The sequence below is a fragment of the Streptomyces sp. NPDC058877 genome (assembly GCF_042742855.1).
Taxonomy (GTDB): domain Bacteria; phylum Actinomycetota; class Actinomycetes; order Streptomycetales; family Streptomycetaceae; genus Streptomyces.
On record NZ_JBHYMF010000008.1, the window covers coordinates 44,612 to 68,563 of the forward strand.

Consider the following 23,952-nt stretch of genomic DNA (forward strand, 5'->3'; position numbering starts at 1 on the left):
AGGCCGACTCGATGCCGTGGTTCATATGGCTGCTCGCCGCCGGGGTGCTCGGGGTCGCGGAGTTCTTCACCCTGACCCTGGCCTTCGGGTTGCTGGCGGGCGCCGCGCTGGTTGCCGCTGTGGTCTCCGGTGTCGGCATCGGGCTTCTCGGTCAGCTCGTGGCGCTCGGGGTGGCGGCGGTGGCGGGACTCGTCATCGTCCGGCCCGTCGCGCTGCGGCACATGACCCAAGCGCCCCTTGCCCGTGAGGGCAGCGCCGCGCTGATCGGCGGGCGGGCCGAGGTCATGCAGGAGGTCACCGCGAGCCACGGCCTGATCAGGATCTCTGGTGAGGAATGGTCCGCCCGTGCTCTCGACGAGAGCCATGTCATCCCGGTGGGGGCGATGGTGGACGTCATGGAGATCGAAGGCGCCACAGCGATCGTCTACCCCCGCGAACTTCTCCCATGAACGGCTGAACACATCCCGACGGAGGAATGGTGGATCCGGTTGTCATCCCGATTCTCGTCGCGGCGATCGTGGTTCTCTTCCTCGTGGTCGCCACGGTGCGGATCGTCCCGCAGGCGCGCCGCTACAACATCGAACGGTTCGGCCGGTACCAGCGAACGCTGCAACCCGGCCTGAACTTCGTCGTGCCGGTGGCGGACCGCGTCAACACCAAACTCGACGTGCGCGAGCAGGTGTATTCGTCCGATCCCAAGCCGGTGATCACCGAGGACAACCTCGTGGTGAACATCGATACGGTGCTCTATTACCAGATCACCGACCCGCGGGCGGCAGCCTACGAGGTCGCCGACTACCTGCAGGCGATCGATCAGCTCACCGTGACCACGCTGCGGAACCTCATCGGCTCCATGGACCTGGAGGAGACGCTCACCTCACGCGAGGAGATCAACGCCCGGCTCCGTACCGTCCTCGACGATGCCACCGGCAAGTGGGGCATCCGGGTCAACCGCGTCGAGATCAAGGCCATCGATCCGCCGCATTCCATCCAGGAGGCGATGGAGAAGCAGATGCGGGCCGAGCGGGACAAGCGCGCCGCCATCCTGCACGCCGAAGGGGAGCGGCAGGCCAAGATCCTCACCGCCGAGGGCACGAAGCAGAAGGACATCCTGGAGGCCCAGGGCACGCAGCAGGCCATGATCTTGCGGGCGGACGGCGAGGCGAAGGCGGTGGAACTGGTCTTCCAAGCCGTTCATCGCAACAATGCCGACGCGAAGGTCCTGGCCTACAAGTACCTCGAAACGCTTCCGCATCTGGCGAGGAGCGACAACAACACGTTCTGGGTGATCCCGGGAGAGCTGACCGAGGCGGTTCGCGCCGTCACCAGCGCCTTCGGCGATCGGTCGACGACGGGTCTTCCCGGATCCGCGCAGCCGGAGGAAGCGACCACCGGCGATGCCGATGGCGCGTCGGACGAAGGTGGGTCCCCGCAGATCGAGGCCGGCTCGTCGCTCTCGCTCGACGCCGCCACGGCTGCTGACGAGGTCGCGCAGCAGGCTGCCGTCGTGGTGAGCGACGCGAAGGCCGAGGCCGAGGCCGCCGGCGCGCCCCAGGTGCCGGGCCGGGGACAGGACTCCAGCGGTTGAGCGCCGATGGCAGAGCTCCGGGAACCCCGCTGGGACCACTCCCGCAGCAGGCCGCCGTCGGGGTCTCCGAGTGGGCCGGTTCCCTCACCGTGGCCTTGCCCGTGACGACTTCCCCGACCGGTGGATACTCGCCCGTCACCGCCGTGCTCGGCGCCGCCGGCGTGGCCGTCGTGGTGGCGAGCCTCTGGCCCGGCGGCGAGGAGACCGCCGCTGCCGCAGACCCTGTGTCACGGGACGCTCAGCCGGCAGACGGCGGAACTGATCGACGACGGCAAAGGGGGCGAGGTCGGCGCGGAGCAGTGGGAAAGCCCGGGCAAGGGCGACCAGGCGGTGTTCAAGGCGTGCAGCGTGCTGCGCGCCGACCCGGACAACGGCCACTCCGCGGGATCTGCAAGCTGGTTATCGCGGACAACCGGAATGATCCCGGCTACGGACCCGATGGCTCCGCCCCCTCGGCACCGGCTCCACCGGCGAGTGGCCGAGTGCACCTTCGCCCGGCTCCACGGCCTCGAACGACTCCGCGTCCACCGGGAACGACGGGCCGACGTCCCCGAAGCCTTCCTCGCCCTCGTCTCCGCCACCTACGGGGTCGAGAGGCGGGCAGCCCTCCAACGAGCGGGCGACATCCGCACTACGCGCGGGTCCAGCCGTTGGCGAAGTCGCAGTGGAGGTCGGTCCAGTGGCGGGTCTCGGCGGGGGTGTGGCCGGGGTAGCCAAGGCGTCCCACTCCCTTGACCCACTGGTCCCAGGGGCCGTCGGGCTCCGTGAAGCGGTCGGTGTGGTGGGTGCAGAGGTGGGCGTCGAGGCGGAGGAGGGCGCCGAGGGCCGCGGGCTGGTCGTAGCGGAGGTCGGTGCGGGGGAGGTAGCGGTCGAGGTAGGCGGTGAGGATCTCGGCGTCGGCGTGGGTGCCGAAGCGGGCCAGGGCGAGGCAGTAGGCGCTGCCGGAGTAGCAGACCTCGCTGGCCAGGAGCAGGTCGCCGATGCGTTCGCGGAACCGTTCGCGGCGGTCGACGCCGATCAGCCATGCGGCGGTGAGGCGCGAGCGCCATTCGTCGCCGAGGAGGGCTTCCAGTTCCTCGTCGGTGATCGCGGCGGCGTCGGCGATCAGATGCCGGGTGAAGCGGGTGGTGTGCCACCACCGGGGGCCCAGGAACCGCCCGCCGTTCAGTACGAGGTAGCGCGGGAGGCCCCCGTACGTCCTCGTCACGTAGCGCTTGACCACCTGGCCGTGGCCCATCTCCTCGGGGTGTCGGGACGGCATCGGTCACTCCTTCGGGTACGGGTCGGTGCGGGTGATCCAAGTGGGGGCGGAGAAGACGTCATCGCCGACGGGGACTGCGTCGACTTCGCGGAGGGCCCGGGCGCGGCCTCCTCGACCAGCTGCTCCCAGGGCGCCGTCCAGCCGGATTCCCGGTCCGGGCCGGCGTCGGAATCACTGGAGACCTCAGAGGTGGTGGAGGTGTCCCCGTCCTCCACCCGCCGGAACGGGGAGTGGAGGATCATCTGGGCGTGGTCGGCGTGGGCGTTGACGATCTCAGTGAAGTGGGTCGGGGGTCACCCCGGGTCCTCCGTCGGGGCGGGGCGCCCACGGCGGGGGCGGGTGTGGTGACGGCTCATCCGTGCAGTCTGATCGACCCGCCGTCCCCGGCGCCACGCCTTTCCGCCCGATGGCGCCCCGGCGACGGGGGACCCCTTCCCCGCAGGGTCCGCGCACGGGGTGCCCCCCGGCCCTTTCCGGTCGTTCTTCCGGTCGTCCCGGGGCCTTCGCCGCATGCGGTGCGAGGGGCGCCCGCACCGTCCTGACCACGGTCCTTCGGAGGCGGCGGAGCCGTGGCCGGGCCGGTCGCGGGTGCGAGTGCCCCACCCGTCCCCCCGTATCCTCGACCGGGGGAAACGGGGGAGAAGGACGGCGGAGGTACACAGGTGGAGTTCCGGCTGCTCGGCTCCGTTGCGCTGGTGACGGAGGGCGGGGAGGTGGCCCTGGGGCCCGCCAAGCGGTCCAGTCTGCTCGCCGTGTTGCTGCTGAGGCCCAACAACGCGGTGAACGCGAACCGGTTGATCGACGCCCTGTGGGAGGAGGAGCCGCCCACCCACGCCAAGACCGTCCTCCAGGGGCACGTCTCGCGGCTCCGGGCCCTGCTCGCCGAGCACGGTGCCGAGGCGTACGGCGTCGAACTCGCCACCCAGGGCTCGGCGTACGTCCTGCGGATGCCCGAATCGCTCGTGGACGCGCACCGCTTCGAGGAGCTCGTCGGGCTCGCCGGGGTGCAGCGCCGGCCCGCCGACACCGTGCGGATGCTGCGGGAGGCACTCTCGTACTGGCAGGGGCCCGCGCTCACCGGCACGGTGCACAGCAGGCCCCTCGAAGCCGCCGCCGGTGCCCTGGAGGAGATGCGCCTCGCATCGGTGGAGGCACTGGCCGGGGCGTACGGGCAGCTCGGCGAGCACGGCAGGGCCGCAGCCGTCCTCCGCACCGAGGCCGTCGCGCACCCGCTGCGCGAATCCCTTGCGGCAGCGTTGATGCTGGCGCTGGCGCGCTCCGGCCGTCAGTCGGACGCCATCGACTGGTACCACCGGACCCGGCGGCTGCTCGCCGAGGAACTGGGCGTCGACCCCGGCGAGACGCTCAGCGACGCGTACGCGACGCTGCTCCGCGCCGCCGAGCCCGTCCCCGCGCCCCGCCCCGCCGCCAGTGCACAGGCGCCGACCCCCGAGGGGCTGCCGCGGGCACCGCGCGGTTTCACCGGGCGCGGTGCCGAGCTGGCCGCGCTCGACCGGGCGGTCCGCGCCGGGGACGGCCCCGTCTGTCTCGTCACCGGGCCCGCCGGCGTCGGCAAGACCGCCTTCGCGGTCCACTGGGCGTACGAGCGGCGTGCCGAGTTCCCCGACGGGCGGCTCTTCGCCGACCTCCGCGGCTTCAGCGACACCCCGGCGCCCGAGACCGCAGCCGTCCTGCGGGAGTTCCTGCTCGCCCTCGGCGTCGCACCGCAGCGGATGCCCGAGACCGTCGATGCGCGCGGTGCGCTCTTCCGTTCCCTCACCGCCGACCGCCGGCTGCTCGTGGTCCTCGACAACGCCCGCTCCTCCGAGCAGGTCCGGCCGCTGCTGCCCGGCGGCGAGCACGGTGCGACGCTCGTCACCAGCCGCGACCGGCTCGGCGGTCTCATCGCCTCGGACGCGGCCACGCCCGTGCCCCTCGGGCACCTGCCGCCGCCCGCGTCCCGGGCGCTCCTCGTCAGCGTGCTCGGCGCGGAGCGGGTCGCCGCCGAACCCGCCGCAGCCGCGCGCCTCGCCCGGCTCTGCGACGGGCTGCCGCTCGCCCTGCGGGTGACGGCGGCCCGCCTCGCCGAACGGCCGCAGTGGACGCTCGATGCGATGGTCGGTGAACTGGAGGACGAGCAGAACAGGTTGCTGCTGCTCGACGTGGAGGACCGCGGGGTGTCGGCCGCACTGCGCCTCACCGTGCAGCAACTCCCGGACTCCGCGGTCCGGCTGTTCCGCGCGCTCGGCCTGCACACCGGCTCCGATGTGGACCGCTTCGCGGCCAGTGCCCTCGCCGGCACGACGCCCGGGCAGGCCTCCGCCGACCTGGACCGGCTCGCCGCCGCGCACCTGCTCACCGAAGCCGTACCCGGTCGCTGGACACCGCACGACCTGGTGCGCCTGTACGCCCGCCACCTCGCTCCGCAGGCGGACCCCGAGGGCCTGCCCCGGCTCCTGGACCACTACCTCTACACGGGCCTGGCCGCCGACGCCGCGGCCGAACCGGGCTCGCAGCCCTGTTACGCGCTGCCGGCCGATGCCCGCCGACCCGCTGCGACCAGGGAGTTCGAGGACCGCATGGCGGCCCTCGACTGGTATGTGGCCGAGCGTCCCGCCCTGGAGGGGGCCGTGGCCGTCGCAGCCGCCCTGGGCATGCACGACCGGGCCTGGCGCCTCGCGCTCGTGCAGTGGCCGCTGATGCTCATGCGCATCGGGGACGGCTGGACGCCGCTCCTGGAGGCCGGGCTGGCCTCCGCCGAGGCCGTCGGCGACCTCGACGCGCAGTCGCGCACGCGCGCCCTGCTCGGTTGGATCCTGCACGAGGAGGGCCGTGACGCCGAGGCGCTCGTCCACCTGGAGAAGGCGCCGGACCTGGCCGCCAGGGCCGGGGACGCCATCAGCGAGGCGATCGCGTACGTCAACCACGCGGCCGTCCTGGACGCGACCGGGGAGTCCGAGCGGGCCGGCCTGCTGATGCTGCACGCCGCCGCGCTGGCCGACCGCACCGGCCACCCCTCCACCCAGGTGCTCACCCTCCAGCACCTGGCCGACCACTGCCTGAAGACGGAGGAGTACGGGGCGGCGCTCGCGCACACCCTGCGCGCGGGGGAGTTGGCACCTCCCGACGCGGTGGTCGTCCGGGCCCAGCTGCAGATCGTGCGGGGGGAGGCACTGGCCGGCACGGGGCGTCTGGAAGAGGCCGCCGACCAGCTGGAACGGGCGATGGCCGCGTCCGAAGCGGCCGGATACACCGAGGGGACGGCCCGGGCGGCGGCGCACCTCTCCCGGCTGTCAGCGGATCGTTAGCGGCGCGCAAGCAGGACGGCAGCGTGGGTCGTGAAGCTGTATGCAGCACCGAGTTCGGGTGCTGCGGCGCGCGCGGACCGACGCGCGCCGACCGACCGCGTCAACGGGGGAGTACCACCATGCGCAACCACCGCAGGAACACCGTCCTGGCCGCCGCCGCCATCGCCGCCCTCTCGCTGGGCCTGACCGCTTGTGGGGGCGAGGACGGGGCCACGGGTGCGAAGGACGCCGGGAGCGCGAGCTCCCCCTCGACCGCGGCCGGTTCGGACGGCAGCAACACGGCGGCGAGCGGCAGCACGGTCGACCGGGCCGCTGCCGAGGGCGGCTCGGCCACGGCCGGCGGCTCCACGACCACCGGCGGTTCCCGGACCGGCTCCACGTCCGGCGGGGCCACCGTCCCGACGGGCTCCAGGAGTGGGAAGTCCCCGGCTGCCGCCCCCGCCTGCGCCCACGGCGACATCAAGGTGACGGCGGCGAAGGAGGACGAGGTGCCGACCGAGCACATCGTCCTCACCGCCACCAACACCTCCGGTCGCTCGTGCACCCTCCTGGAGTACCCGCTGATCGCCTTCGGCCCGATCCAGACCGCCAAGGACGTCCCGGCCGTCGCCAAGAGCAAGCCGGCCGTCCCGATCGTCCTGAAGGCCGGCGAGCCCGCCTACGCCCACGTGCGGATCGCGCTCGGCGGCGTGCACGAGGACACCGAGGTGGTCAAGGAGTTCAACGTGAACCTCTTCGCCCCCGACGGTCCGGCCGAGGGCAGCATCGTGGTCAAGGCCCCCGCCGGCGGCCTGGCGGTCGACGAGGCGGTCGCGAAGACGGGCTACTGGACGTACGAGCTGCGCAACGGCGCCGACGAGTTCTGATCCGTCACGGCACGAGGCCCGTCTTGGCCCCCGCCCCGCACAGCGGCACCACCGTGAGGCCGGGGCGGGGCGGGGTCGCGGACGTCGCCGCCCAGCAGGCCGCGCCGGTCGCCTCGACGAAGAGGCCACGGCGGGCCAGGTCCCGCTGGGCGGTGCGGATCTGTTCCTCGGTCACGGTCAGGAACGTGCCGCCGGTCGCGCGCACCGCCCGCAGGACCTGCCGGGCACGGGGCGGCGCCGGGATGGCGATGCCCTCGGCGAGGGTGGGCCGCGCGACGGTCGTGCCGATGAGGTCCTCCGCGCCCGCGTGGAAGGCCCGGGCCAACGGGGACACGGCTTCCGCTTGGACGGCGACGAGTGCGGGCCGGGTGTCGACGAGCCCGTGACGGTGGAGCTCCTCCACGGCGAGGGAGGCACCGAGGAGCAGGGTGCCGTTGCCGACGGGGACCACGATGGTGTCCGGGAGGCGCCCGCCCAGCTCCTCCCACAGCTCGTAGACGTAGGTCTTGGTGCCGTGCAGGAAGTACGGGTTGTAGACGTGCGAGGCGTAGAAGACGCCGGGTTCTCCGGCGGCTTCGCGGGCCGCCCGTGCGGTCGCCTCGCGGTCCCCGGGAACCTCGACGACCCGGGCCCCGTGGGCCCGGATCTGCTCCAGTTTCTTGGGGGAGGTGCCCGCGGGCACGTAGACGACGCAGTCGAGTCCGGCCCGCGCCCCGTAGGCGGCGATCGCGGTGCCCGCGTTGCCGCTGCTGTCGGCGAGGACCGTACGGGGCCGGAGGCCGCGGGCGAGCGCGGCGAGCATCACGGCGCCCCGGTCCTTGAAGGAGAGGCTCGGCATGAGGAAGTCGAGCTTGGCCGAAACCGCGTCGGTGAGGGGGACGAGCGGGGTGCGTCCCTCGCCGAGGGTGACGTCGGGACCGCAGGGAAGTGGCGGCAGTGCCTCCGCATAACGCCACAAGGAATTCACACGTGACGCGAGTGACGCAAGGGGAACCGGTGTGCTCGCGAAGGCGAGGTCCCAAGGGCCGCGGCACTTCGGGCAACACCAGGTGAGGGCGTCGACGGTGGACCTGATGTGGCAGCGGGGGCACTCGTAGGCGTTCATGAGGAGGAGCATGTCAGCGTTCCGGCAAGGGTGTTGTGGGCTTGCCGGGGCCCTTGTGTGATTCCTATGGATCGGTCAATCTTTCGCTCGACAGCCGGACGTTCAAGACGGCGCGGGTCCTCCGCGCCGTGTTGACATGCCCTTGTCATATCTCTGTCGTGTTCCTGCCTTACCCCACGAGGAGGACCCCCCACATGTCAGTGATGCGCACACCGCGCCGCCGGATGGCCACCGCGGCGGCCGTCGCCGTCACCGCCCTCACCCTCGGCTCCCTCTCCGCCCTCCCGGCCGCCGCCGCGGCGCCCGCCCCCGAAGGCGTCATCGAGAACGCCGGGGCCGAGGGCACCGTCCCGGGCAGCTACATCGTCACCCTCGACGAGTCCGCCCAGGCGGAGACCGCCAAGGGGCGGGCCGTCGCCGCCAAGTTCGGCGCGAAGATCAAGCGGACCTACACCTCCGCGATCAACGGCTACTCCGTCGAGCTCTCCGAGGCGCAGGCGAAGAAGCTCGCGGCCGACCCGGCCGTGACGTCCGTCGTCCAGAACCGCGTCTTCCACGTCGACGGCACCCAACCCTCCCCGCCCTCCTGGGGCCTGGACCGGATCGACCAGCGGGCGCTCCCGCTGGACCGGAGCTACACCTACCCGGACAGCGCGGGCCAGGGCGTCACCGCGTACATCATCGACACCGGGGTCCGGATCACCCACCAGGACTTCGGCGGTCGCGCCTCCTACGGCTACGACGCCATCGACAACGACAACACCGCCCAGGACGGCCACGGCCACGGCACCCACGTCGCCGGCACCGTCGCGGGCTCGTCCTACGGCGTCGCCAAGAAGGCGAAGATCGTCGGCGTCCGGGTCCTCAACAACTCGGGCTCCGGGACGACCGCGCAGGTCGTCGCGGGCATCGACTGGGTGACGCAGAACGCCGTCAAGCCGGCCGTGGCCAACATGAGCCTCGGCGGCGGCGTCGACAGCGTCCTCGACCAGGCCGTCCGCAACTCGATCGCCTCCGGCGTCACCTACGCGGTCGCGGCCGGCAACGAGAGCGACAACGCCGCCAACCACTCGCCCGCCCGCGTGGCCGAAGCCATCACCGTCGGCGCCACCACGTCGAGCGACTCCAGGGCCAGTTACTCCAACTACGGCAGCGGCCTGGACCTCTTCGCCCCCGGCTCCTCCATCACCTCCTCCTGGAACAGCAGCGACTCCGCCACCAACACCATCTCCGGCACCTCGATGGCGACCCCGCACGTCGCCGGCGCCGCCGCGCTCTACCTGGCGGACAACCCCACGGCGACCCCGTCGCAGGTCTCCACGGCCCTCGTGAACGCCGCGACCCCGAACGTCGTCGGAAGCCCGGGATCCGGCTCCCCCAACCGCCTCCTGTACGTGGGCGGCGGCACCACCCCGCCGCCCAGCGGCTCGAAGTTCGAGAACACCACGGACTACGCGATCAATGACAATGCGACCGTCGAGTCCCCGATCACCGTCAGCGGCGTCTCCGGCAACGCCCCCGCCACCCTCCAGGTGCCGGTGAACATCGTCCACACCTACATCGGTGACCTCCGGATCCAGCTGATCGCCCCCGACGGTTCGGCGTACACGCTGAAGTCCTTCGGCTCCGGCGGCAGCTCGGACGACATCAACACCACCTACACGGTCAACGCCTCCTCGGAGGTGGCGAACGGCACCTGGAAGCTCCGGGTCACCGACAACGCCTACTGGGACACGGGCAAGATCGACTCCTGGGCCCTGCAGTTCTGATCCGGTCCGGGTCGTCAGGGGCGGTCGCCTTCGGGCGTCCGCCCCTTCCGCGTCCACACCCCGCCCCGGCTGCCCGCGGGCGCACCCGGGCCGCGTACGATGCGCGACCGATCGTTTGTTCGCGCCGCCCGTCCGCAACAGGAGCACGTACCCGTGGAGCCCACCCAGCCGCCCCAGCCGCCCCCGCCGCCCCCGGGCGGCCCCCAGCCGGGGGGATGGCCCGCGCCCGGCCCGTACACCTCCCCGGGCATGCCGCAGGCGGCCGGCCCCTACGGCGGCCCGTACGGGATGCCGCCCCGGCGCACCACCAACGGCTTCGCCGTCGGTTCCCTCGTCTCCGGCATCGTCTGCTGCCTGCCGCCCCTCGGGCTGGTCCTCGGCCTCGTCGCCCTCCCGCAGATCAAGAAGAAGGGCCAGGCGGGCAAGGGGCTCGCGATCGCGGGCATCGTGCTCTCCGCCCTCAGCTGCCTGCTGCTCGTGATCGGCCTCGTGACCGGCGGCATCGGCTCGGCCTGGGGCGACTTCAAGGAGGGCATGGACGAGGCGTCCCGCTCCCGCTCGGCCTTCGACCTGCGCACCGGACAGTGCTTCAAGGCGAGCGGCAAGCTGGAGAAGGAGGCGACGCGCCTCACGGTCGTCGACTGTGCCCGTCCGCACGACGGCGAGGTCACCGGAGACTTCGAGGTCACCGGCTTCGAGGCGTGGCCGGGCGAGGACCCGGTCGACGGGATGGCGCAGGACCGCTGCGAGACGATCAACGAGGCGTACGCGATGGACACCTGGGCGATCCCGCAGGACGTCTGGCTGTACTACTACATGCCGTCCAAGCAGAGCTGGCGCCTCGGCGACCGAAAGGTGACCTGCGTGTTCGCCAGCGAGGAGAAGCCCTTCTCGGGCTCGCTGCGCGCCGACAGCACCACCCTGACCGTCGACCAGAAGTACTTCCTGCTCGCCATGAACCCGATCGAGACGGTCAGCTACCAGGAGCCGGAGGAGGACCCGGACGAGGACTTCGCCACCAACAAGAAGTGGGCCGGGGAACTCCTCGCGGCGATCGACGGGGCCCGCGGCGGTCTGGAGCACCACTCCTGGACCGGTGACTCCGCGGCCCCCGTCGCGGCGCTCCGCAAGGAGCTCGACACCGCCTCCAAGAGCTGGGGCGAGCTGGCCTCGGCGAGCAGCGCGGACGCCTACTGGGAGGCCTACGAATCGGCCTGGGAGGACCTGCCCGAGGACCTGGGAGCGGCAGCGCGGACCGCGCTCGGCCTGACCGACGCCTTGCCGGTGGTCGAGGGCTCGGCTGCCTGAACCGACGACGGTGCGTGCGGTCGGGGCCGGGCCTCCCGGGTGGGGAGGTCCGGCCCCGGCGCGTGCGGACCGGGGACGGCGCTGCGGGGACGGCGGCCCGTGACCGACCGCCGTTCCGGAGCGCCGTGAGCGGCGGGTGCCGGTCCGCGGCTTTCGGGCCCGGCCGGTGAAGGCCGGGGCGGGGGTCAGCGGCGGCTCAGCCCCCGGTCGACGGCGGTGATCAGCTCGCCGTCCGGGGTGTCCCCGTCGAGGGACCAGACCATCGCTCCGCCGAGTTTGTGCTGCCGGACGTAGGACGCCTTGGTGCGCAGCACGGTCGGGTCGTCGTAGGTCCACAGGGTGGTGCCGTCGAAGAGCCAGGCGTGGCCGTTCCGGTGACCCCGGTGGAGCGTGTACGTTCCCGAATCCGCCAGCTCCTTCAGGAACTTGTAGTCCTCGGTGCCGGCCGTCCAGGTCGCCGGGGCGGGCCCGGCGGCGGGCTGCCCGAGGCCGTTGCCGCCGCCGGTCACACCGGTCCAGCCCTGGCCGTAGAAGGGCATGCCGACGACGAGCTTGTGGGCGGGCGCGCCGCGCCGCAGCCAGGCCCTGACGGTCTGGTCGACGCTGAAGTCGTCCTTGGCGTAGAGCGCGGACTGCTGGGCGGTCGTCTTCTCGCCGGAGACGTGGAAGTCGTAGCCCTGGAGGTTCACGAAGTCGAAGTCCCGCATGATCTTCGGGACTTCGAAGCCCGCGTCGATCTTGGCGGGAGCGGTGGGCACATAAGCGCTGAGGTCGTAGTGCCGGCGCTGCGGGAGGGAGCGGCCGTAGGCGTCGAGCTGGGTGCGGAACTCCCTTACGAGCTTGGTGAGGTTGGGCTTGTCCTCGGGGCGGATCACGTTCCCGGGCGCGCCGTCCGAGCCCGGCCACTCCCAGTCCAGGTCGATGCCGTCGAAGATCCCGGCGGCGGCCCCGGCGCCGCCCCGGGAGCCGTCGACCGGCAGGTCGCCCTTGATGTACGTGTCGACGCAGGAGGCGACGAGGGCCTTGCGCCCGGCGTCGGTGCGCACCGCGTCGGAGAAGTGGGCGGATCCGCTCCAGCCGCCCAGCGAGATCATGACCTTGAGGCCGGGGTGCTTCGCCTTCAGTTCGCGCAACTCGTTGAAGTTGCCGGCCAGGCGCTGGTCGGGGGCGTCGCCGATGCCGTCCACGGAGTTCGCGGCGTCGACGGGGCGGACGTAGTCGGCCCAGGGGTCCGAGCCGGGGACGTTGCCGATGCGACAGGTGCCTTCGGGGCCGACCACGCCGAAGGCGTAGTTGATGTGGGTGAGCTTGGCGGCCGTGCCGCTCGTGTCCAGGTTCTTGACCTGGAAGTTCCTTCCGTAGATGCCCCATTGGGTGAAGTAGCCGACGCGCTTGAGCGCGGTGGCGTGCCCGGGTGCGGGCCGCTGGTGGGCGTCGGCGGCGGGGGCCAGGGCGGCGAGGAGGCCGAGGGTGGCGGCGGTCGCCGCGCCGAACGTCAGCTTGGTCATGGCTCTGGGACGCATGGGCTCGTTCCTGTGCGAGGCGGGAGGGACCGTGCGGAGTGAGCGTGCGGGCCGAATTTATTGGTCTGGACCAATAGGGGTCAAGGGGTTGGTGACATCCCTCGGAGGTGACCGCTGGTGGCGAGGACTTTCATCACTTCGGGTGAAACTCTGGCCCACACTTGCGGATCGCGACCCTCGGTTGTCAGTCTGTGGCTGTCAGTCAACCTGAGGGGAGTGTCCAGTGACGTTCGGTGAGCAGCCCGCCTATCTGCGCGTGGCGAGCGATCTGCGGGAGAAGATCGCCAACGGCTCGCTCCCCCCGCATACCCGCCTCCCCTCGCAGGCACGCATCCGCGAGGAGTACGGGGTGTCGGACACCGTCGCGCTGGAAGCCCGCAAGGTGCTCATGGCCGAGGGGCTGGTGGAGGGGCGCTCGGGTTCGGGGACCTATGTGCGCGAGCGCCCGGTGCCGCGCAAGATCCGCCGCACCGGTTACCGGCCCGCGTCCGGTGCCAGCCCCTTCCGACAGGAGCAGGCCGCCGACGGGGCCCGCGGCACGTGGGAGGCGCACAGCGAGCAGGAGTCGGCGAGCGTCGAGGTCGCCGAGCGGCTCGGCGTCGAGCCGGGGGAGCGGGTGATGCGCACCCGGTACGTGTACCGGGACGGCGGCGAGCCCATGATGGTCTCCACCTCCTGGGAGCCCCTCGCGGTCACCGGCCGGACGCCGGTCATGTTGCCCGAGGAGGGACCCCTGGGCGGCTGCGGCGTGGTCGAGCGGATGGCCGCCATCGACGTGGTCGTGGACAACGTGGTGGAGGAGGTGGGGGCCCGCCCCGGCCTCGCCGAGGAGCTCCTGGCGCTGGGCGGGGTCCCCGGACACGTCGTCATGGTGGTGGAGCGCACCTACTACGCATCGGGCCGTGCCGTCGAAACCGCGGACATCGTCGTCCCGGCCGACCGCTACCGCATTTCCTACCACCTGCCGGTTCGCTGACCGGGGACGACCGTCCGGCGGACGTGACGGCGAGTTAACGGACCGTCAGCCCGCTTAACCGCCCCGCAACCGTGCGCCGTCGGCGGTCGTCATGCACGGCTCCTACCTTCCTCGTCCGTACCCGCGAGCCGGTCGGACGACAGGAATCCCCATGACGGACACGGTCACCACGCCCACCCCGGAGCCGGGGGCTGCCGCACCCCCGCCCGCCGGGCCCCGCCGCAGCTACGCCAAGCTGGCCGCGGACGAGAGCCGAGAGGACTACTCCCTCCGCTACGCACCGCATTCCTTCCGCCGCTGGTCGCCCGCGACCGTCGCCGGCACCGCACTCGGCGGGATCGCCTATCTCGCCGACTTCGCGATCGGTGCCTCGATCGTCTTCACCTACGGCTTCACCAGCGGTCTCGCCTCGATCCTCACCGCCGCCGCCATCATCTTCCTCACCGGCATCCCCATTGCCCGGGCCTGCGCGAAGTACGGGCTGGACATGGACCTCGTCACGCGCGGTGCCGGCTTCGGTTACTTCGGATCCACCCTCACCTCGCTCATCTACGCCTCCTTCACCTTCATCTTCTTCGCCCTCGAAGGCTCGATCATGGCCCAGGCCATGCACCAGGCCGTCGGTCTGCCGGTCGAGATCGGCTATCTCGTGACGACCCTGATCGTCATTCCGATCGTCTTCCGCGGCATGGGGGCCCTCGCCAAGGTCCAGGCCTGGACCCAGCCGATCTGGCTCGTCGGTCTGGTACTGCCCTTCCTCGTGCTCGCCTTCGAAGCGCCGGACGCCTGGGGGGCCTTCGCGTCCTTCGGCGGCACGGAGGGCGCCGGCGCGGGCTTCTCCTGGATCGGCTTCGGGCTCGGTACGGGCGTCGCGCTCTCCCTCATCGCCCAGATCGGCGAACAGGCCGACTACCTCCGCTTCATGCCGGCGAAGACCGAGCAGAACAAGCGCCGGTGGAACCTCGCGGTGCTCGCCGCCGGCCCCGGCTGGGTCGTCATCGGCGCGGCCAAGCAGATCGGCGGCGCCTTCCTCGCCTTCGTCGCCCTGGAAGCCGTGGGGAAGACCCATGCGCTGGAGCCGATCGCTCCGCAGATCGAGGCGCTGCGGCCCTGGCTCGGTTCGGTCGCGCTGCCCGCCGCCGCGGTCTTCGTGATCGTCTCCCAGATCAAGATCAACGTCACCAACGCCTACAGCGGCTCGCTGTCCTGGTCGAACTTCTTCTCCCGCGTCACCCACCGGCACCCCGGGCGGGTCTGGTACATCTTCCTCAACCTCGCCATCGCGCTGACGCTGATGGAGATGAACATGTTCGCGGCCCTCAACAAGCTGCTCGGCTTCTACTCCAACGTCGGCATCGCCTGGATCGCGGCCGTCGCCGCCGACCTCGTCATCAACAAGAGGGCCGGCTGGAGCCCCCCGTACATCGAGTTCAAGCGGGCCTATCTGCACGCGGTGAACCCGGCCGGCTTCGGCGCCATGGCCCTTGCCTCCGTCGTCTCGATCCTGGCCTTCTTCGGGCTCTTCGGCACCCATGCCCAGGCCTTCTCCACCTTCATCGCCGCCGGTCTCGCCCTCCTCCTCTGCCCGCTCATCGCCTGGGCGACCAAGGGCCGCTACTACCTGGCCCGCCCCAACGGGGTGAACGGTCCGGGGGTCGAGGTCGTCGACGAACGGGCCACCCATTCCTGCACCGAGTGCGAGACGGCCTACGAGCTGCCGGACATCGCCGATTGCCCGGTGCGCTCGGGGCCGGTCTGCTCCCTCTGCTGCTCGCTCGACGCCACCTGCGGGGACGTCTGCCGCAAGGACCCCGAGGGGGCGGGCGGCCCCGTGCTGATGCCGATGCCGACCGTCCCCGTGGCGCCGCCCGGGGCGTGACCTTCAGCCTCCCTCCGTCGGTTCCCGGCCGATCCGTGCCTCTTTGTGAAAACACGTATCCGCTGTGTGAAGGTCAGGCGTAAGCTCCGGCATATGCGGATTGCGGTTTCCCGGAGATCCTCATCGGCACCGGTGCCCGGACCGGCGGAGGGAGAAGCCTGATGACCGACAGTGGCCCCGTCCTTCCCTGGCTTGTCATACGGCAGGACGACAACGGCAACCGCTATCGGGTGGGGCGGTACGCCACCAGGGACGAAGCCCAGAAGATCGCGGACAGCCTCGACGACCGCGGTCACAAGCAGCTCTACTGGGTCGAGCGCATCGGCAGCTCGACCCTCTGAGCACGGCGGGCACCGTCCGGGCCGGGCTACGCTCGCGCCCATGACGGAACGCACCACCGACCCTGCCGCACCCCGCGCCCGCCCTCACGACGCCGACCCCGACCAGGGGGCCGGCGTCGTGGTCGTTGCGGGCGCCCTCCACGACCGGGGGAGGCTGCTCGCCGCGCGTCGCAGCGCCCCCGTCGAACTCGCCGGCCGTTGGGAGCTGCCCGGCGGCAAGCTCGAACCGGGCGAGAGCCCCGAAGCGGCCCTGGTGCGCGAGCTCCGGGAAGAGCTCGGTGTGGAGGTCGAGCCCGAGGAGCGCATTCCCGGCGAGTGGCCCTTGAAGCCCGGATACGTGCTGCGCGTGTGGACCGCCCGACTGCTCTCCGGCGAACCGCGCCCCCTGGAGGACCACGACGAGCTCCGCTGGCTCTCCCTCCACGAGCTGGATTCGGTCGACTGGCTCGATCAGGACCGCCCTGCCGTCGCCGCGGTGACCCTGAGGCTGTCGGCGGACCGGTCGGCACCCCCGTCGCTTCGGGAGGAGTGAACAGGAGCACGGGGGTGAGTCCCCTACGCCGTTCGTGCCACCGTGCGCCCGCGGACGCGCCCTGCGGGATATCACGCCCCAAATATCGGGTATGTGAAAAATGTCTCTCTTGGGGGATGTGGGCCTTCCTGCTGACGCACGGCTGGGGAAGTGATCGGGTGTGATCGACACCGACGGCGACCGCGCGGAGTGGAACTTCCCGGCGGAGGCGAACGCCGTGCGCACGGCTCGGCACGCGGTGCGCGAGACCCTGCGCGCCTGGGAACTCGACGCGACCCTCGGCGACGTGACCGTGCTGCTGGTCAGCGAGTTGGTGACCAACTCGCTGCGGTACGCCTCCGGCCCGATCGGCGTCCGTCTCGTCCGACCCGTCGTCGACGGCGGTGACCCGGCCCACCCGCCGGCGCTCCTGGTGGAGGTTTCCGATCCGCTTCCGGATCCGCCGACCGAGAGGGTCCCGGGACCCGAGGACGAAGGGGGGCGGGGCCTCGGACTGGTGGCCTGCACCGCGCGTCGCTGGGGCACCCGTAGAGGGAGGGCGGGCAAAACCGTATGGTTCGAGCTGGCCCTCCCTGGTGAGTAAACAGAGAGGGACGACGATCACCGGTACTCGGCACGGGATGACCGAGACCACCCTGTGATCGTGAACGTCGTGCCGTCGGGGCCTGCCGTATTGAATACTGCGGGCATGGCCGGTCCGGTGCGGTGAGCTGGAGGGGACGGTCGCGTGAGCGAGATACCTGAGACGGCGAGCGGCGGCGTCATGTGGCAGAGCAGCCCGCCCGGCTCCATCTACGACTACATCCGGGTGGCCTCCTTCTCGATCGGGCCCGACGGTCTCGTCGAGCAGTGGAGCCGGCGGGCCGTCGACCTCTTCGGGGTCCCCGCGGAGGAAGCCGTGGGCAAGGACCCCGTCGAGGTCTTCATGCCCGCTGACCTGCGTGAGCGCGGTCACCGGAGGGTCAAGGAGATCCTCGACGGCAAGGAGTGGACGGGCCTCGTCCCGTTCCGTCTCCCCGGCGAGGAGCGGTCCCACGGCATCGCCGAGATGTACGTCATGCCGAGCGAGACCCCGACCGGGGAACGGGCCGCACTGTGCATCGTCGTCGATGTGCGCGCCCTCCGGCGCATAGAGACCGACCTCGCTGCTTCCCAGGCGATATTCGGTCAATCTCCCTTCGGGTTCCTCCTCTTCGGTACCGACCTCACCGTGAAGCGCGCCAACCGGCGCTTCGCCACCGTCTTCGGCGGCCATGCCGAGGACCACCGGGGCCGCACCGTCCACGACTACCTCAACCGGGCCGAGGCCGACCGGATGACCGCCGCCCTCCAGCGGGTCCTGGAGACCGGCGAGTCCGTCACCGACTTCCAGATCATCGGCTCCGCCCCCGGCGCCAGGGACCGCCGCCACTGGTCCGTCAACCTCTACCGCGTGCACAGCGGCTCCGGCCGCCCGATCGGCGTCGCCGGCCTCGGGATCGACGTCACCCGCCGCCACAACGCGGCCAGGGAGGCCGCCAGCGCCCGCCGCAACCTCGCCCTGCTCAACGAGGCGGGAGCCCGCATCGGTAACTCCCTCGATCTGGAGGCCACCGCGCGCGAACTCCTCGACGTCGCCGTCCCCGGCTTCTGCGACCTCGCCTCCGTCGACCTCTACCAGGGCCTGCTGACCGGTGACGAGGCGCCGCCCGGCCGCTGGGGCAGCTCCCACGACGTGGGATACGGGGCGGGCAGCGCCGAACTCCGCAGGGTCGCCTTCGCCAGCGCCGTTTCCGACACCCCGCTCCGCACCGACGGGGGGCACGGCTCCGACGGCAGCTGCAGCCCGGTGCCCATCGAGGTCGGCGCCGTCCACCGCTACCCTTTCAACTCGCCCTGTGCCGGAGCCCTGCGCACCGGCCGCGTCCATGCGGTCGCGGGCTCCGACGGGGACCTCGTCCAGTCCACCCTGGTCGTGCCGATGGTCGCCCAGGACACCGTCGTCGGCCTCGTCCGGTTCTCCCGCGCGAAGGCCAGCGAACCCTTCGGGGAACGCGACCGGGCCCTCGCCGTCGAGCTCGCCGCCCGCGCCGCCGTCTGCATCGACAACGCCCGCCTCTACCGCCGCGAGCACGAGCGGGCCCTCATACTCCAGCGCAGCCTGCTCCCGCCCGGCGACCCCGAGGCGGCCGGACTCGACATCGCCTGCCGCTACCTCCCCGGCACCGACGCCACCGAGGTCGGCGGCGACTGGTTCGACGTCATCGAGCTCCCCGGCCACCGCACCGCCCTGGTCGTCGGCGACGTCATGGGCCGGGGGCTGCGCGCGGCCGTCGCCATGGGCGAACTGCGCACCGCCGTCCGCACCCTCGCCCAGCTCGACCTGGAGCCCGCCGAGGTCCTCTCCCACCTCGACGAGATCGCCCGCGGCCTCGGCGCGCCGATCGGCACGCAACAGTCCCGGGCCCACAAGAACCGGGGCCCCGAACTCTCCGAGGTCTACCTCGCCACCTGCGTCTACGCCGTCTACGACCCGGTCACCCGGCGCTGCACCTTCGCCAACGCCGGACACCTGCCCCCGGTCCTCGTCGAACCCGGCGAAGAGGCCCTGCTGCTCGACGTACCCCCCGGGATGCCACTCGGCGTCGGCGGGGAACCCTTCGAGGAGGTCGAGGTCGAACTGCCCGAGGGCGCCCTGCTCGCCCTCTACACCGACGGACTCGTCGAGTCCCGCGACCACCCCCTCGACGAGGGCCTACAGGCCTTCCGGCGTGCCCTCACGGACCCGGCCCGGCCGTTGGAGGACGTCTGCGACCGGGTCCTGAACAGCCTGAACACCGGACACGGCGAGGACGACATCGCGCTTCTGATGGCCCGTATCCAAGGGTTGCCCGCCGAAGCGGTCGGCGACTGGCTGCTGCCCAGGGAGCCCCGCTCGGTCGGCCGGGCCCGTGAACTCGCCCGCACCCAGCTCGCGGCCTGGGGCCTCGAACCGCTGGTCGACACCGTCGAGCTCCTCGTCAGCGAGCTCGTCACCAACGCCCTGCGCTACGGCGAGGGGGAGATACGGCTGCGCCTGCTCCTCGACCGGACCCTGGTCTGCGAGGTCTGGGACGCCGGCCTGGTCCAGCCGCGGCGCCGCAGGGCCGGGGACACCGACGAGGGCGGACGGGGGCTTCAACTGGTCGGACTGCTCTCCGCCTCCTGGGGCTCGCGCCGCACCCCGCGCGGCAAGACCGTCTGGTTCGAACTGGACCTGCCGGACGGCGAGGGCACGGCGGAGCCCACCGTGGAACAGCTCCTCAGCATGTTCTGAGCCGTCGCTCCGACGGGCGGTCACGCCTTGAGGGCCGCCAGCCTGGCCTCGATCTCCGCGCTGTCGCCGAGCGCGTCCAACTGCTCGAACTGGGCGTCCAGGGAGGAGGCGGCGAGCTCCTGCTCGCCCAGTGCCTTGGCCTCCTCCCGGCGCACCTTGTCCTCGAAGCGGCTCAGTTCGCTGGTCGGGTCGAGCACGTCGACGCTCTTCACGGCGTCCATCATGCGGTTCTGCGCCTCGGCCGACTTCGAGCGGGCGACCAGCTCGTCGCGCTTGGCCTTCAACTCGCCGAGCTTGGCCTTCATCCGGTCCAAGCCGGCCCTGAGCTCGTCGACCACCTCGGTCTGCGCGGCGATCGTCGGCTCCGCCGTCCGGGCCTCCTTCTCCGCCTGGAGCTGGCGGCCCAACGCCACCTTCGCCAGGTTGTCGAAGCGGTCCGCCTCCGCGACCTGTCCGCCGGCCCGCAGCTGGTCCGCCTTCCGACTGGCGGCGAGCGCCTTGTCGCCCCACTCCTTCGCCGCGGCCACGTCCTCCTGGTGGTCCTGCTCCATCAGCCGGAGGTTGCCGATGGTCGCGGCCACCGCCTCCTCGGCCTCCGCGATGTTGTTCGAGTAGTCCCGGATCAGTTGGTCCAGCATCTTCTGGGGATCCTCCGCCTGGTCGAGGAGGGCATGGATGTTGGCCTTGGCGAGCTGGGTGACCCGGCCGAGGACCGTCTGCTTGCTGCTCATGCTCGTTCTCCTTGGGTACGAGGGGGAGGGGCCTGACGAGGGGGGATCAGGAGCACGGGGCCCGGAGCGGCAGTTCCCGGGGGCGGACGCCCGGAAGGCCGGTCGTCCCGGGGAGGGGCCGTCTCCGGAAGGGCGGTGGGGCATCGGGGGCGGGGCATCGGGGGCCGGCGCTCTCAGAAACGTCCGCCGCCGCCCCGCCGGCCGCGCGTGCCGCTGCCGCCGAAGCTGCCGGGACCGCCCCCGAAGCCACCGCCCCCGCCCCTTCCGCCGGCCCCTCCGAAGCCGCCGTGGCCGCCGCTCCCCCCGCCGAACAGGCCGCCGAGGACGATGCCGCCGAGCACCGCGCCGCCCAGACCGCCACCACCGCTGCCGGCCACGCCGCCGAGCCCGTTCGGATTCCCGTACGTGCGGACGTCCTGCTCGGCGAGGTCCTGCGCCCGCCGGGCCAGCGCCTCCGCCCGCTGCGCCTCCGCCAGGGCCGCCTGCGGATCCTCGCCGTCCGCGAGGGCCCGCGCCTTCTCCCAACGGCGCCGTGCCTCGGCGAGGCGGGTGCGGGCCTCGCTGCCCACCGCGCCCCGGTGGGTGGTGACGTAGTCGGAGGCCGCACCGATCGCCGAACGGGCCGTCAGCATCACCTGGTCCAGGAGCGCCCGGGCCCGCCGCGCGCCCGATTCGCGTTCCCGTGCACCGGCCAGTGCCTCGTCGAGCACCGCATCGACCTCCTCCACCCGGCGCAGCGCGTCGATCGGGTCGTAGCGCCCGGCGTCCACTCCGCGCCGCACCTCGGCGGTCACCGACTCCGCGCGGGCGATCCGGCCCTGGAGGTCGGCGGTGGACACGCCCCCGGCGGTTCCCCGCAACAGGCCGTGCGCCTCCGCGAGGTCCGCGTCCGTCTCCGCGAGCGCGCCGGGCAGCCTCCCGACGGCCTCGGCCAGCTCCTGCGCGCGCCGGTCCACCGCCTCGATCAGGCGGGTCGCCTGGTCCACGGCCCCCTCGGCGGCCCGGATGTGCACGGCGGCAGCGCCGTTGTCCCCCGCGTCGATCCGCCGGCGGGCCTGCTCGGCGTGGGTCGTCGCGAACACGAGCCGGTCCTTCGCCTGTTCGACGTCGCCGGCGACGGGCGAGGACGCCGACTCGGCGTACCGCGCGCGCATGGCGGCCAGCGCGGCCTCCGCCGTGCCCATCCGCACGGTCTGCTCGCGGAAGGCGGCCTCCACCGCGTCCAGCGCCTCCGGGGCGGTGCGCTCCAGGGCCCTGAGCCGGTCGAAGTCCTCGCTCTCGGCGTCGAGGCGCGCGTTCGCCCCGGCGCAGCGGCGAAGGATCTCGTCCAGCATGTTCCGGCGGGTCGGCTCGTCCTCGGGAAAGGCGTCGTCCAGCTTCTGCCGCAGCCGGAACGAGGCCGTCAGCTGCTCCTCGGCGAAGTCGACGGCCTCGGTGAAGGGGCGTACCGCCTCCTCGCCGAACTGGGCGGAGGCGAAGCCGAGTTCCTCCCGGCTGGTGCGGACGGCGTCATCGGTGGCGACCAGCGTCCGACGGACCTCCGCGTCGAGTTCTTCCGGGGTCGGCGGCGCGGTCTCCTTCGGCGGTCCCCAGCCCTGACCGCCCCGCGGAGTGGTACGGGTCTCCGTCCTGCGCCGCCGCTTGGCGTAGGCGTACGCCGCCACGGCGCCCGCACCGCCGACCAGGACCACCGGCAGGACCAGGTCGGTCGTCGAGGTGCCTGTGTCGGCCGGGCCGCCGGGGTCGGCCGGCCCGGGGGTGACGGCCGGAGCGGGGACGGGCCGCCCGGCCAGGACGGCGGCGTAGCCGTTCGCCGCCCCGATGGCGGCGCCGGCCCAGTCGTTCTGCCGCAGGGCCGGCTCGATGGCGGTCCGGGCGACCTCGTCGAGTTGGGCCTGGGTGAGTCGGGAGTCGGGGGCCGCGGAGTAGCCGTACTGCCGGTCATGGGTGGCGACGGCGAGCAGGAGGTCATCGAGGCCGAGCCGGTTGCGCTCCGCGGTGGCATCGGCCCAGCCCTGGCCCGAGCGCCCCGAGAAGTCCCGTACGTAGACGACGAAGAGTTGGACGCGCTGGTCGTCGTAGAGGCGGTCGAGGGCCTGCTCCACGGAGGCGCGGCGGTCGCCGAGCGCATCGACCCGGTCGGTGATCTGTCCGTCGCGGGACAGCACGACGGGGTCGTCGGCATGGGCGCCGTGTGCGGCGGGCACGAAGAGCCACCACGCCGTCACCAGCACCGCGAGGAGGGCCCGGGTGGCTGTTCGCGTCACAAGAGGGAGGTTATGTCCGCACATGTTCACCCGCGACCTGACCAGGGGCGGGGCCGAAGAGACCGGGGTCGCGGTCCCGGCGGACGTTGCCACTAGGGTGGCGCCCCAGCGATGCGAAGGCTCCGGGAGGCTCGGATGGACGGACGGTGGGGGCGGGCCTGGAGGCGGGGGCGCTGGTGGGTCCTCGGACTGGTGTTGTTGCTCGTCGTTCCCCCGCTCTTCGGAGCGCTGGCCCTCCGCGTCAGCTACACCGGAGACCTCCGGGACGACGCGCGGACGCGCGGCAGGGACGCCTTCTGGATCGGACACGCCTGGGTCGACGGGCGGAAGAAGGACGCCGACCTCGCGGAGCTCGCCGCCCGCCTCAAGGGCACCGGCATACGGGACCTGTACGTGCACGCCGGGCCGCTCTCGCACGACGGGACCCTGCCCGCGGCGAAGCACCCCCGGGCGAAGTGGCTGGTCGACGGGGTGCGCCGCACCATGCCGGGGGTGAGGGTCCAGGCCTGGCTCGGGGACGTCCTCGCCACCGAGGGGCCCGTCGGACTGCGCCTGGAGGACGCCGGGTCCCGCCGTGCCGTGGTGGGCTCGGCCCGGCAGGTCCTCGACGCCGGCTTCGAGGGGGTCCACTTCGACCTGGAGCCGCTGCACTCGGACGACCGGAACTACCTCTCCCTCCTCGATGACCTCGGTGAACTGACGAGGGCCCGCAAGGTCCCGCTCTCGGTCGCCGCCCACCAGATCGATCCGCTGCCGGGCGCGCACACGGCCCTGGGCGCGGTCAGCGGGAGCGAGAAGTGGTGGTCGCAGGAGTTCTTCGGCGAGGTCGCCCGGCGGGTCGACCAGATCGCCGTCATGTCCTATGACACCTGGATGCCGCTGGAGAGCCTGTACGGCGGGTACGTCGCCCAGCAGACCAGCCTCGCCCTCGACGTGACTCCGGAGACCACCGACCTGCTCATGGGCCTGCCCTTCTTCCACGAGGAGGACCTCGGCCACCACGAGGGTGCGGAGACGGTCGAGGCGGCCGTGAAGGGCGCGAGGCTCGGCCTCGGCCGCACGGACCCCGACCGGAAGGGGTTCGGACTCGCCCTGTACGTCGACTTCGCGGCGGAGGAGGGCGACTGGGCGGCCTACCGCGCGGGCTGGCTCTGAGCCGGCCGTAGGGGCCCGGGTGAACGGGGACGGGACCGGACGGAGGAA

The 23,952-nt window shown here is 72.3% G+C and carries 18 protein-coding genes; 13 read left to right on the plus strand and 5 right to left on the minus strand.

Going from position 1 to position 23,952, the window contains the following annotated elements; translation table 11 throughout:
• Window positions 1-11: 11 nt before the first annotated feature.
• Both ACFW2Y_RS03640 and ACFW2Y_RS03645 read left to right on the plus strand, forming a co-directional pair.
• Window positions 12-449: an NfeD family protein gene (locus ACFW2Y_RS03640; RefSeq protein WP_384872949.1), complete on the plus strand. Its 438-nt coding sequence runs from the start codon at window positions 12-14 to the stop codon at window positions 447-449.
• A gap of 29 nt (window positions 450-478) precedes the next feature.
• Entirely contained in the window at window positions 479-1,588 is a 1,110-nt protein-coding gene (locus ACFW2Y_RS03645; protein ID WP_384873012.1) for an SPFH domain-containing protein, read from the plus strand.
• 631 nt (window positions 1,589-2,219) lie between these two features.
• Here ACFW2Y_RS03645 and ACFW2Y_RS03650 read toward each other — a convergent pair.
• On the minus strand, window positions 2,220-2,849 hold the full coding sequence (locus tag ACFW2Y_RS03650; protein WP_384872952.1) for a DUF6000 family protein: 630 nt from the start codon (window positions 2,847-2,849) through the stop codon (window positions 2,220-2,222).
• A 662-nt stretch (window positions 2,850-3,511) separates the two neighbouring features.
• Between ACFW2Y_RS03650 and ACFW2Y_RS03655 the strand changes: the two genes are divergently transcribed.
• Window positions 3,512-6,157 carry a BTAD domain-containing putative transcriptional regulator gene (locus ACFW2Y_RS03655; RefSeq protein WP_384872954.1) on the plus strand — a complete coding sequence of 882 codons (2,646 nt, stop codon included), beginning with the start codon at window positions 3,512-3,514 and terminating at the stop codon, window positions 6,155-6,157.
• Between the two features lie 119 nt (window positions 6,158-6,276).
• Complete coding sequence (locus ACFW2Y_RS03660) at window positions 6,277-7,023, plus strand: DUF4232 domain-containing protein (protein ID WP_384872957.1); 747 nt, start codon at window positions 6,277-6,279, stop codon at window positions 7,021-7,023.
• A gap of 4 nt (window positions 7,024-7,027) precedes the next feature.
• Here ACFW2Y_RS03660 and ACFW2Y_RS03665 read toward each other — a convergent pair whose 3' ends face one another.
• Window positions 7,028-8,128: a threonine synthase gene (locus tag ACFW2Y_RS03665; protein ID WP_384872959.1), complete on the minus strand. Its 1,101-nt coding sequence runs from the start codon at window positions 8,126-8,128 to the stop codon at window positions 7,028-7,030.
• 194 nt (window positions 8,129-8,322) lie between these two features.
• Here ACFW2Y_RS03665 and ACFW2Y_RS03670 point away from each other — a divergent pair, with 194 nt between their 5' ends.
• Together ACFW2Y_RS03670 and ACFW2Y_RS03675 are read left to right on the plus strand one after the other, a co-directional pair.
• Window positions 8,323-9,897, plus strand: a complete 1,575-nt coding sequence (locus ACFW2Y_RS03670) for a S8 family peptidase (RefSeq protein WP_384872962.1) — start codon at window positions 8,323-8,325, stop codon at window positions 9,895-9,897.
• A 153-nt stretch (window positions 9,898-10,050) separates the two neighbouring features.
• Window positions 10,051-11,205, plus strand: coding sequence for a DUF4190 domain-containing protein (locus tag ACFW2Y_RS03675; protein ID WP_384872965.1), 1,155 nt, complete (start codon window positions 10,051-10,053; stop codon window positions 11,203-11,205).
• A gap of 185 nt (window positions 11,206-11,390) precedes the next feature.
• On the opposite strand, the gene ACFW2Y_RS03680 is transcribed toward ACFW2Y_RS03675, so the two are convergent.
• Window positions 11,391-12,728: a glycoside hydrolase family 18 protein gene (locus tag ACFW2Y_RS03680; RefSeq protein ID WP_384872968.1), complete on the minus strand. Its 1,338-nt coding sequence runs from the start codon at window positions 12,726-12,728 to the stop codon at window positions 11,391-11,393.
• Between the two features lie 223 nt (window positions 12,729-12,951).
• Here ACFW2Y_RS03680 and ACFW2Y_RS03685 point away from each other — a divergent pair, with 223 nt between their 5' ends.
• The 6 genes from ACFW2Y_RS03685 (at window position 12,952) to ACFW2Y_RS03710 (ending at window position 19,751) form a co-directional block, all read left to right on the plus strand.
• On the plus strand, window positions 12,952-13,704 hold the full coding sequence (locus ACFW2Y_RS03685; RefSeq protein WP_384872970.1) for a GntR family transcriptional regulator: 753 nt from the start codon (window positions 12,952-12,954) through the stop codon (window positions 13,702-13,704).
• Between the two features lie 151 nt (window positions 13,705-13,855).
• The gene (locus ACFW2Y_RS03690) at window positions 13,856-15,583 is read left to right on the plus strand and encodes a purine-cytosine permease family protein (protein WP_384872973.1); all 1,728 of its coding nucleotides are present in this window, start codon (window positions 13,856-13,858) and stop codon (window positions 15,581-15,583) included.
• Window positions 15,584-15,744: 161 nt separating this feature from the next.
• Complete coding sequence (locus ACFW2Y_RS03695; RefSeq protein WP_384872976.1) at window positions 15,745-15,924, plus strand: SPOR domain-containing protein; 180 nt, start codon at window positions 15,745-15,747, stop codon at window positions 15,922-15,924.
• Between the two features lie 40 nt (window positions 15,925-15,964).
• Complete coding sequence (locus ACFW2Y_RS03700; protein WP_384872979.1) at window positions 15,965-16,456, plus strand: (deoxy)nucleoside triphosphate pyrophosphohydrolase; 492 nt, start codon at window positions 15,965-15,967, stop codon at window positions 16,454-16,456.
• Between the two features lie 160 nt (window positions 16,457-16,616).
• Window positions 16,617-17,039, plus strand: coding sequence for an ATP-binding protein (locus ACFW2Y_RS03705; RefSeq protein ID WP_384872982.1), 423 nt, complete (start codon window positions 16,617-16,619; stop codon window positions 17,037-17,039).
• A 180-nt stretch (window positions 17,040-17,219) separates the two neighbouring features.
• A complete protein-coding gene (locus ACFW2Y_RS03710) occupies window positions 17,220-19,751 on the plus strand; it encodes a SpoIIE family protein phosphatase (protein ID WP_384873015.1) in 2,532 nt (843 codons plus the stop codon).
• Between the two features lie 20 nt (window positions 19,752-19,771).
• On the opposite strand, the gene ACFW2Y_RS03715 is transcribed toward ACFW2Y_RS03710, so the two are convergent.
• Together ACFW2Y_RS03715 and ACFW2Y_RS03720 are read right to left on the minus strand one after the other, a co-directional pair.
• A complete protein-coding gene (locus ACFW2Y_RS03715; protein ID WP_384872984.1) occupies window positions 19,772-20,482 on the minus strand; it encodes a PspA/IM30 family protein in 711 nt (236 codons plus the stop codon).
• Between the two features lie 173 nt (window positions 20,483-20,655).
• On the minus strand, window positions 20,656-22,749 hold the full coding sequence (locus ACFW2Y_RS03720) for a TPM domain-containing protein (protein WP_384872987.1): 2,094 nt from the start codon (window positions 22,747-22,749) through the stop codon (window positions 20,656-20,658).
• 111 nt (window positions 22,750-22,860) lie between these two features.
• On the opposite strand from ACFW2Y_RS03720, the gene ACFW2Y_RS03725 reads away from it, so the two are divergent.
• A complete protein-coding gene (locus tag ACFW2Y_RS03725; protein ID WP_384872990.1) occupies window positions 22,861-23,904 on the plus strand; it encodes a hypothetical protein in 1,044 nt (347 codons plus the stop codon).
• The last annotated feature ends 48 nt before the right edge of the window (window positions 23,905-23,952 follow it).

Bases quoted from the DNA above. Each gene is read 5' to 3' on its own strand.
- ACFW2Y_RS03660 (WP_384872957.1), top strand. From the start codon at position 6,277: ATGCGCAACCACCGCAGGAACACCGTCCTGGCCGCCGCCGCCATCGCC.
- ACFW2Y_RS03670 (WP_384872962.1), top strand. From the start codon at position 8,323: ATGTCAGTGATGCGCACACCGCGCCGCCGGATGGCCACCGCGGCGGCC.
- ACFW2Y_RS03690 (WP_384872973.1), top strand. From the start codon at position 13,856: ATGACGGACACGGTCACCACGCCCACCCCGGAGCCGGGGGCTGCCGCA.
- ACFW2Y_RS03715 (WP_384872984.1), bottom strand. From the start codon at position 20,482: ATGAGCAGCAAGCAGACGGTCCTCGGCCGGGTCACCCAGCTCGCCAAG.
- ACFW2Y_RS03650 (WP_384872952.1), bottom strand. From the start codon at position 2,849: ATGCCGTCCCGACACCCCGAGGAGATGGGCCACGGCCAGGTGGTCAAG.
- ACFW2Y_RS03695 (WP_384872976.1), top strand. From the start codon at position 15,745: ATGACCGACAGTGGCCCCGTCCTTCCCTGGCTTGTCATACGGCAGGAC.
- ACFW2Y_RS03710 (WP_384873015.1), top strand. From the start codon at position 17,220: ATGTGGCAGAGCAGCCCGCCCGGCTCCATCTACGACTACATCCGGGTG.
- ACFW2Y_RS03725 (WP_384872990.1), top strand. From the start codon at position 22,861: ATGCGAAGGCTCCGGGAGGCTCGGATGGACGGACGGTGGGGGCGGGCC.
- ACFW2Y_RS03640 (WP_384872949.1), top strand. From the start codon at position 12: ATGCCGTGGTTCATATGGCTGCTCGCCGCCGGGGTGCTCGGGGTCGCG.
- ACFW2Y_RS03680 (WP_384872968.1), bottom strand. From the start codon at position 12,728: ATGCGTCCCAGAGCCATGACCAAGCTGACGTTCGGCGCGGCGACCGCC.
- ACFW2Y_RS03665 (WP_384872959.1), bottom strand. From the start codon at position 8,128: ATGAACGCCTACGAGTGCCCCCGCTGCCACATCAGGTCCACCGTCGAC.
- ACFW2Y_RS03700 (WP_384872979.1), top strand. From the start codon at position 15,965: ATGACGGAACGCACCACCGACCCTGCCGCACCCCGCGCCCGCCCTCAC.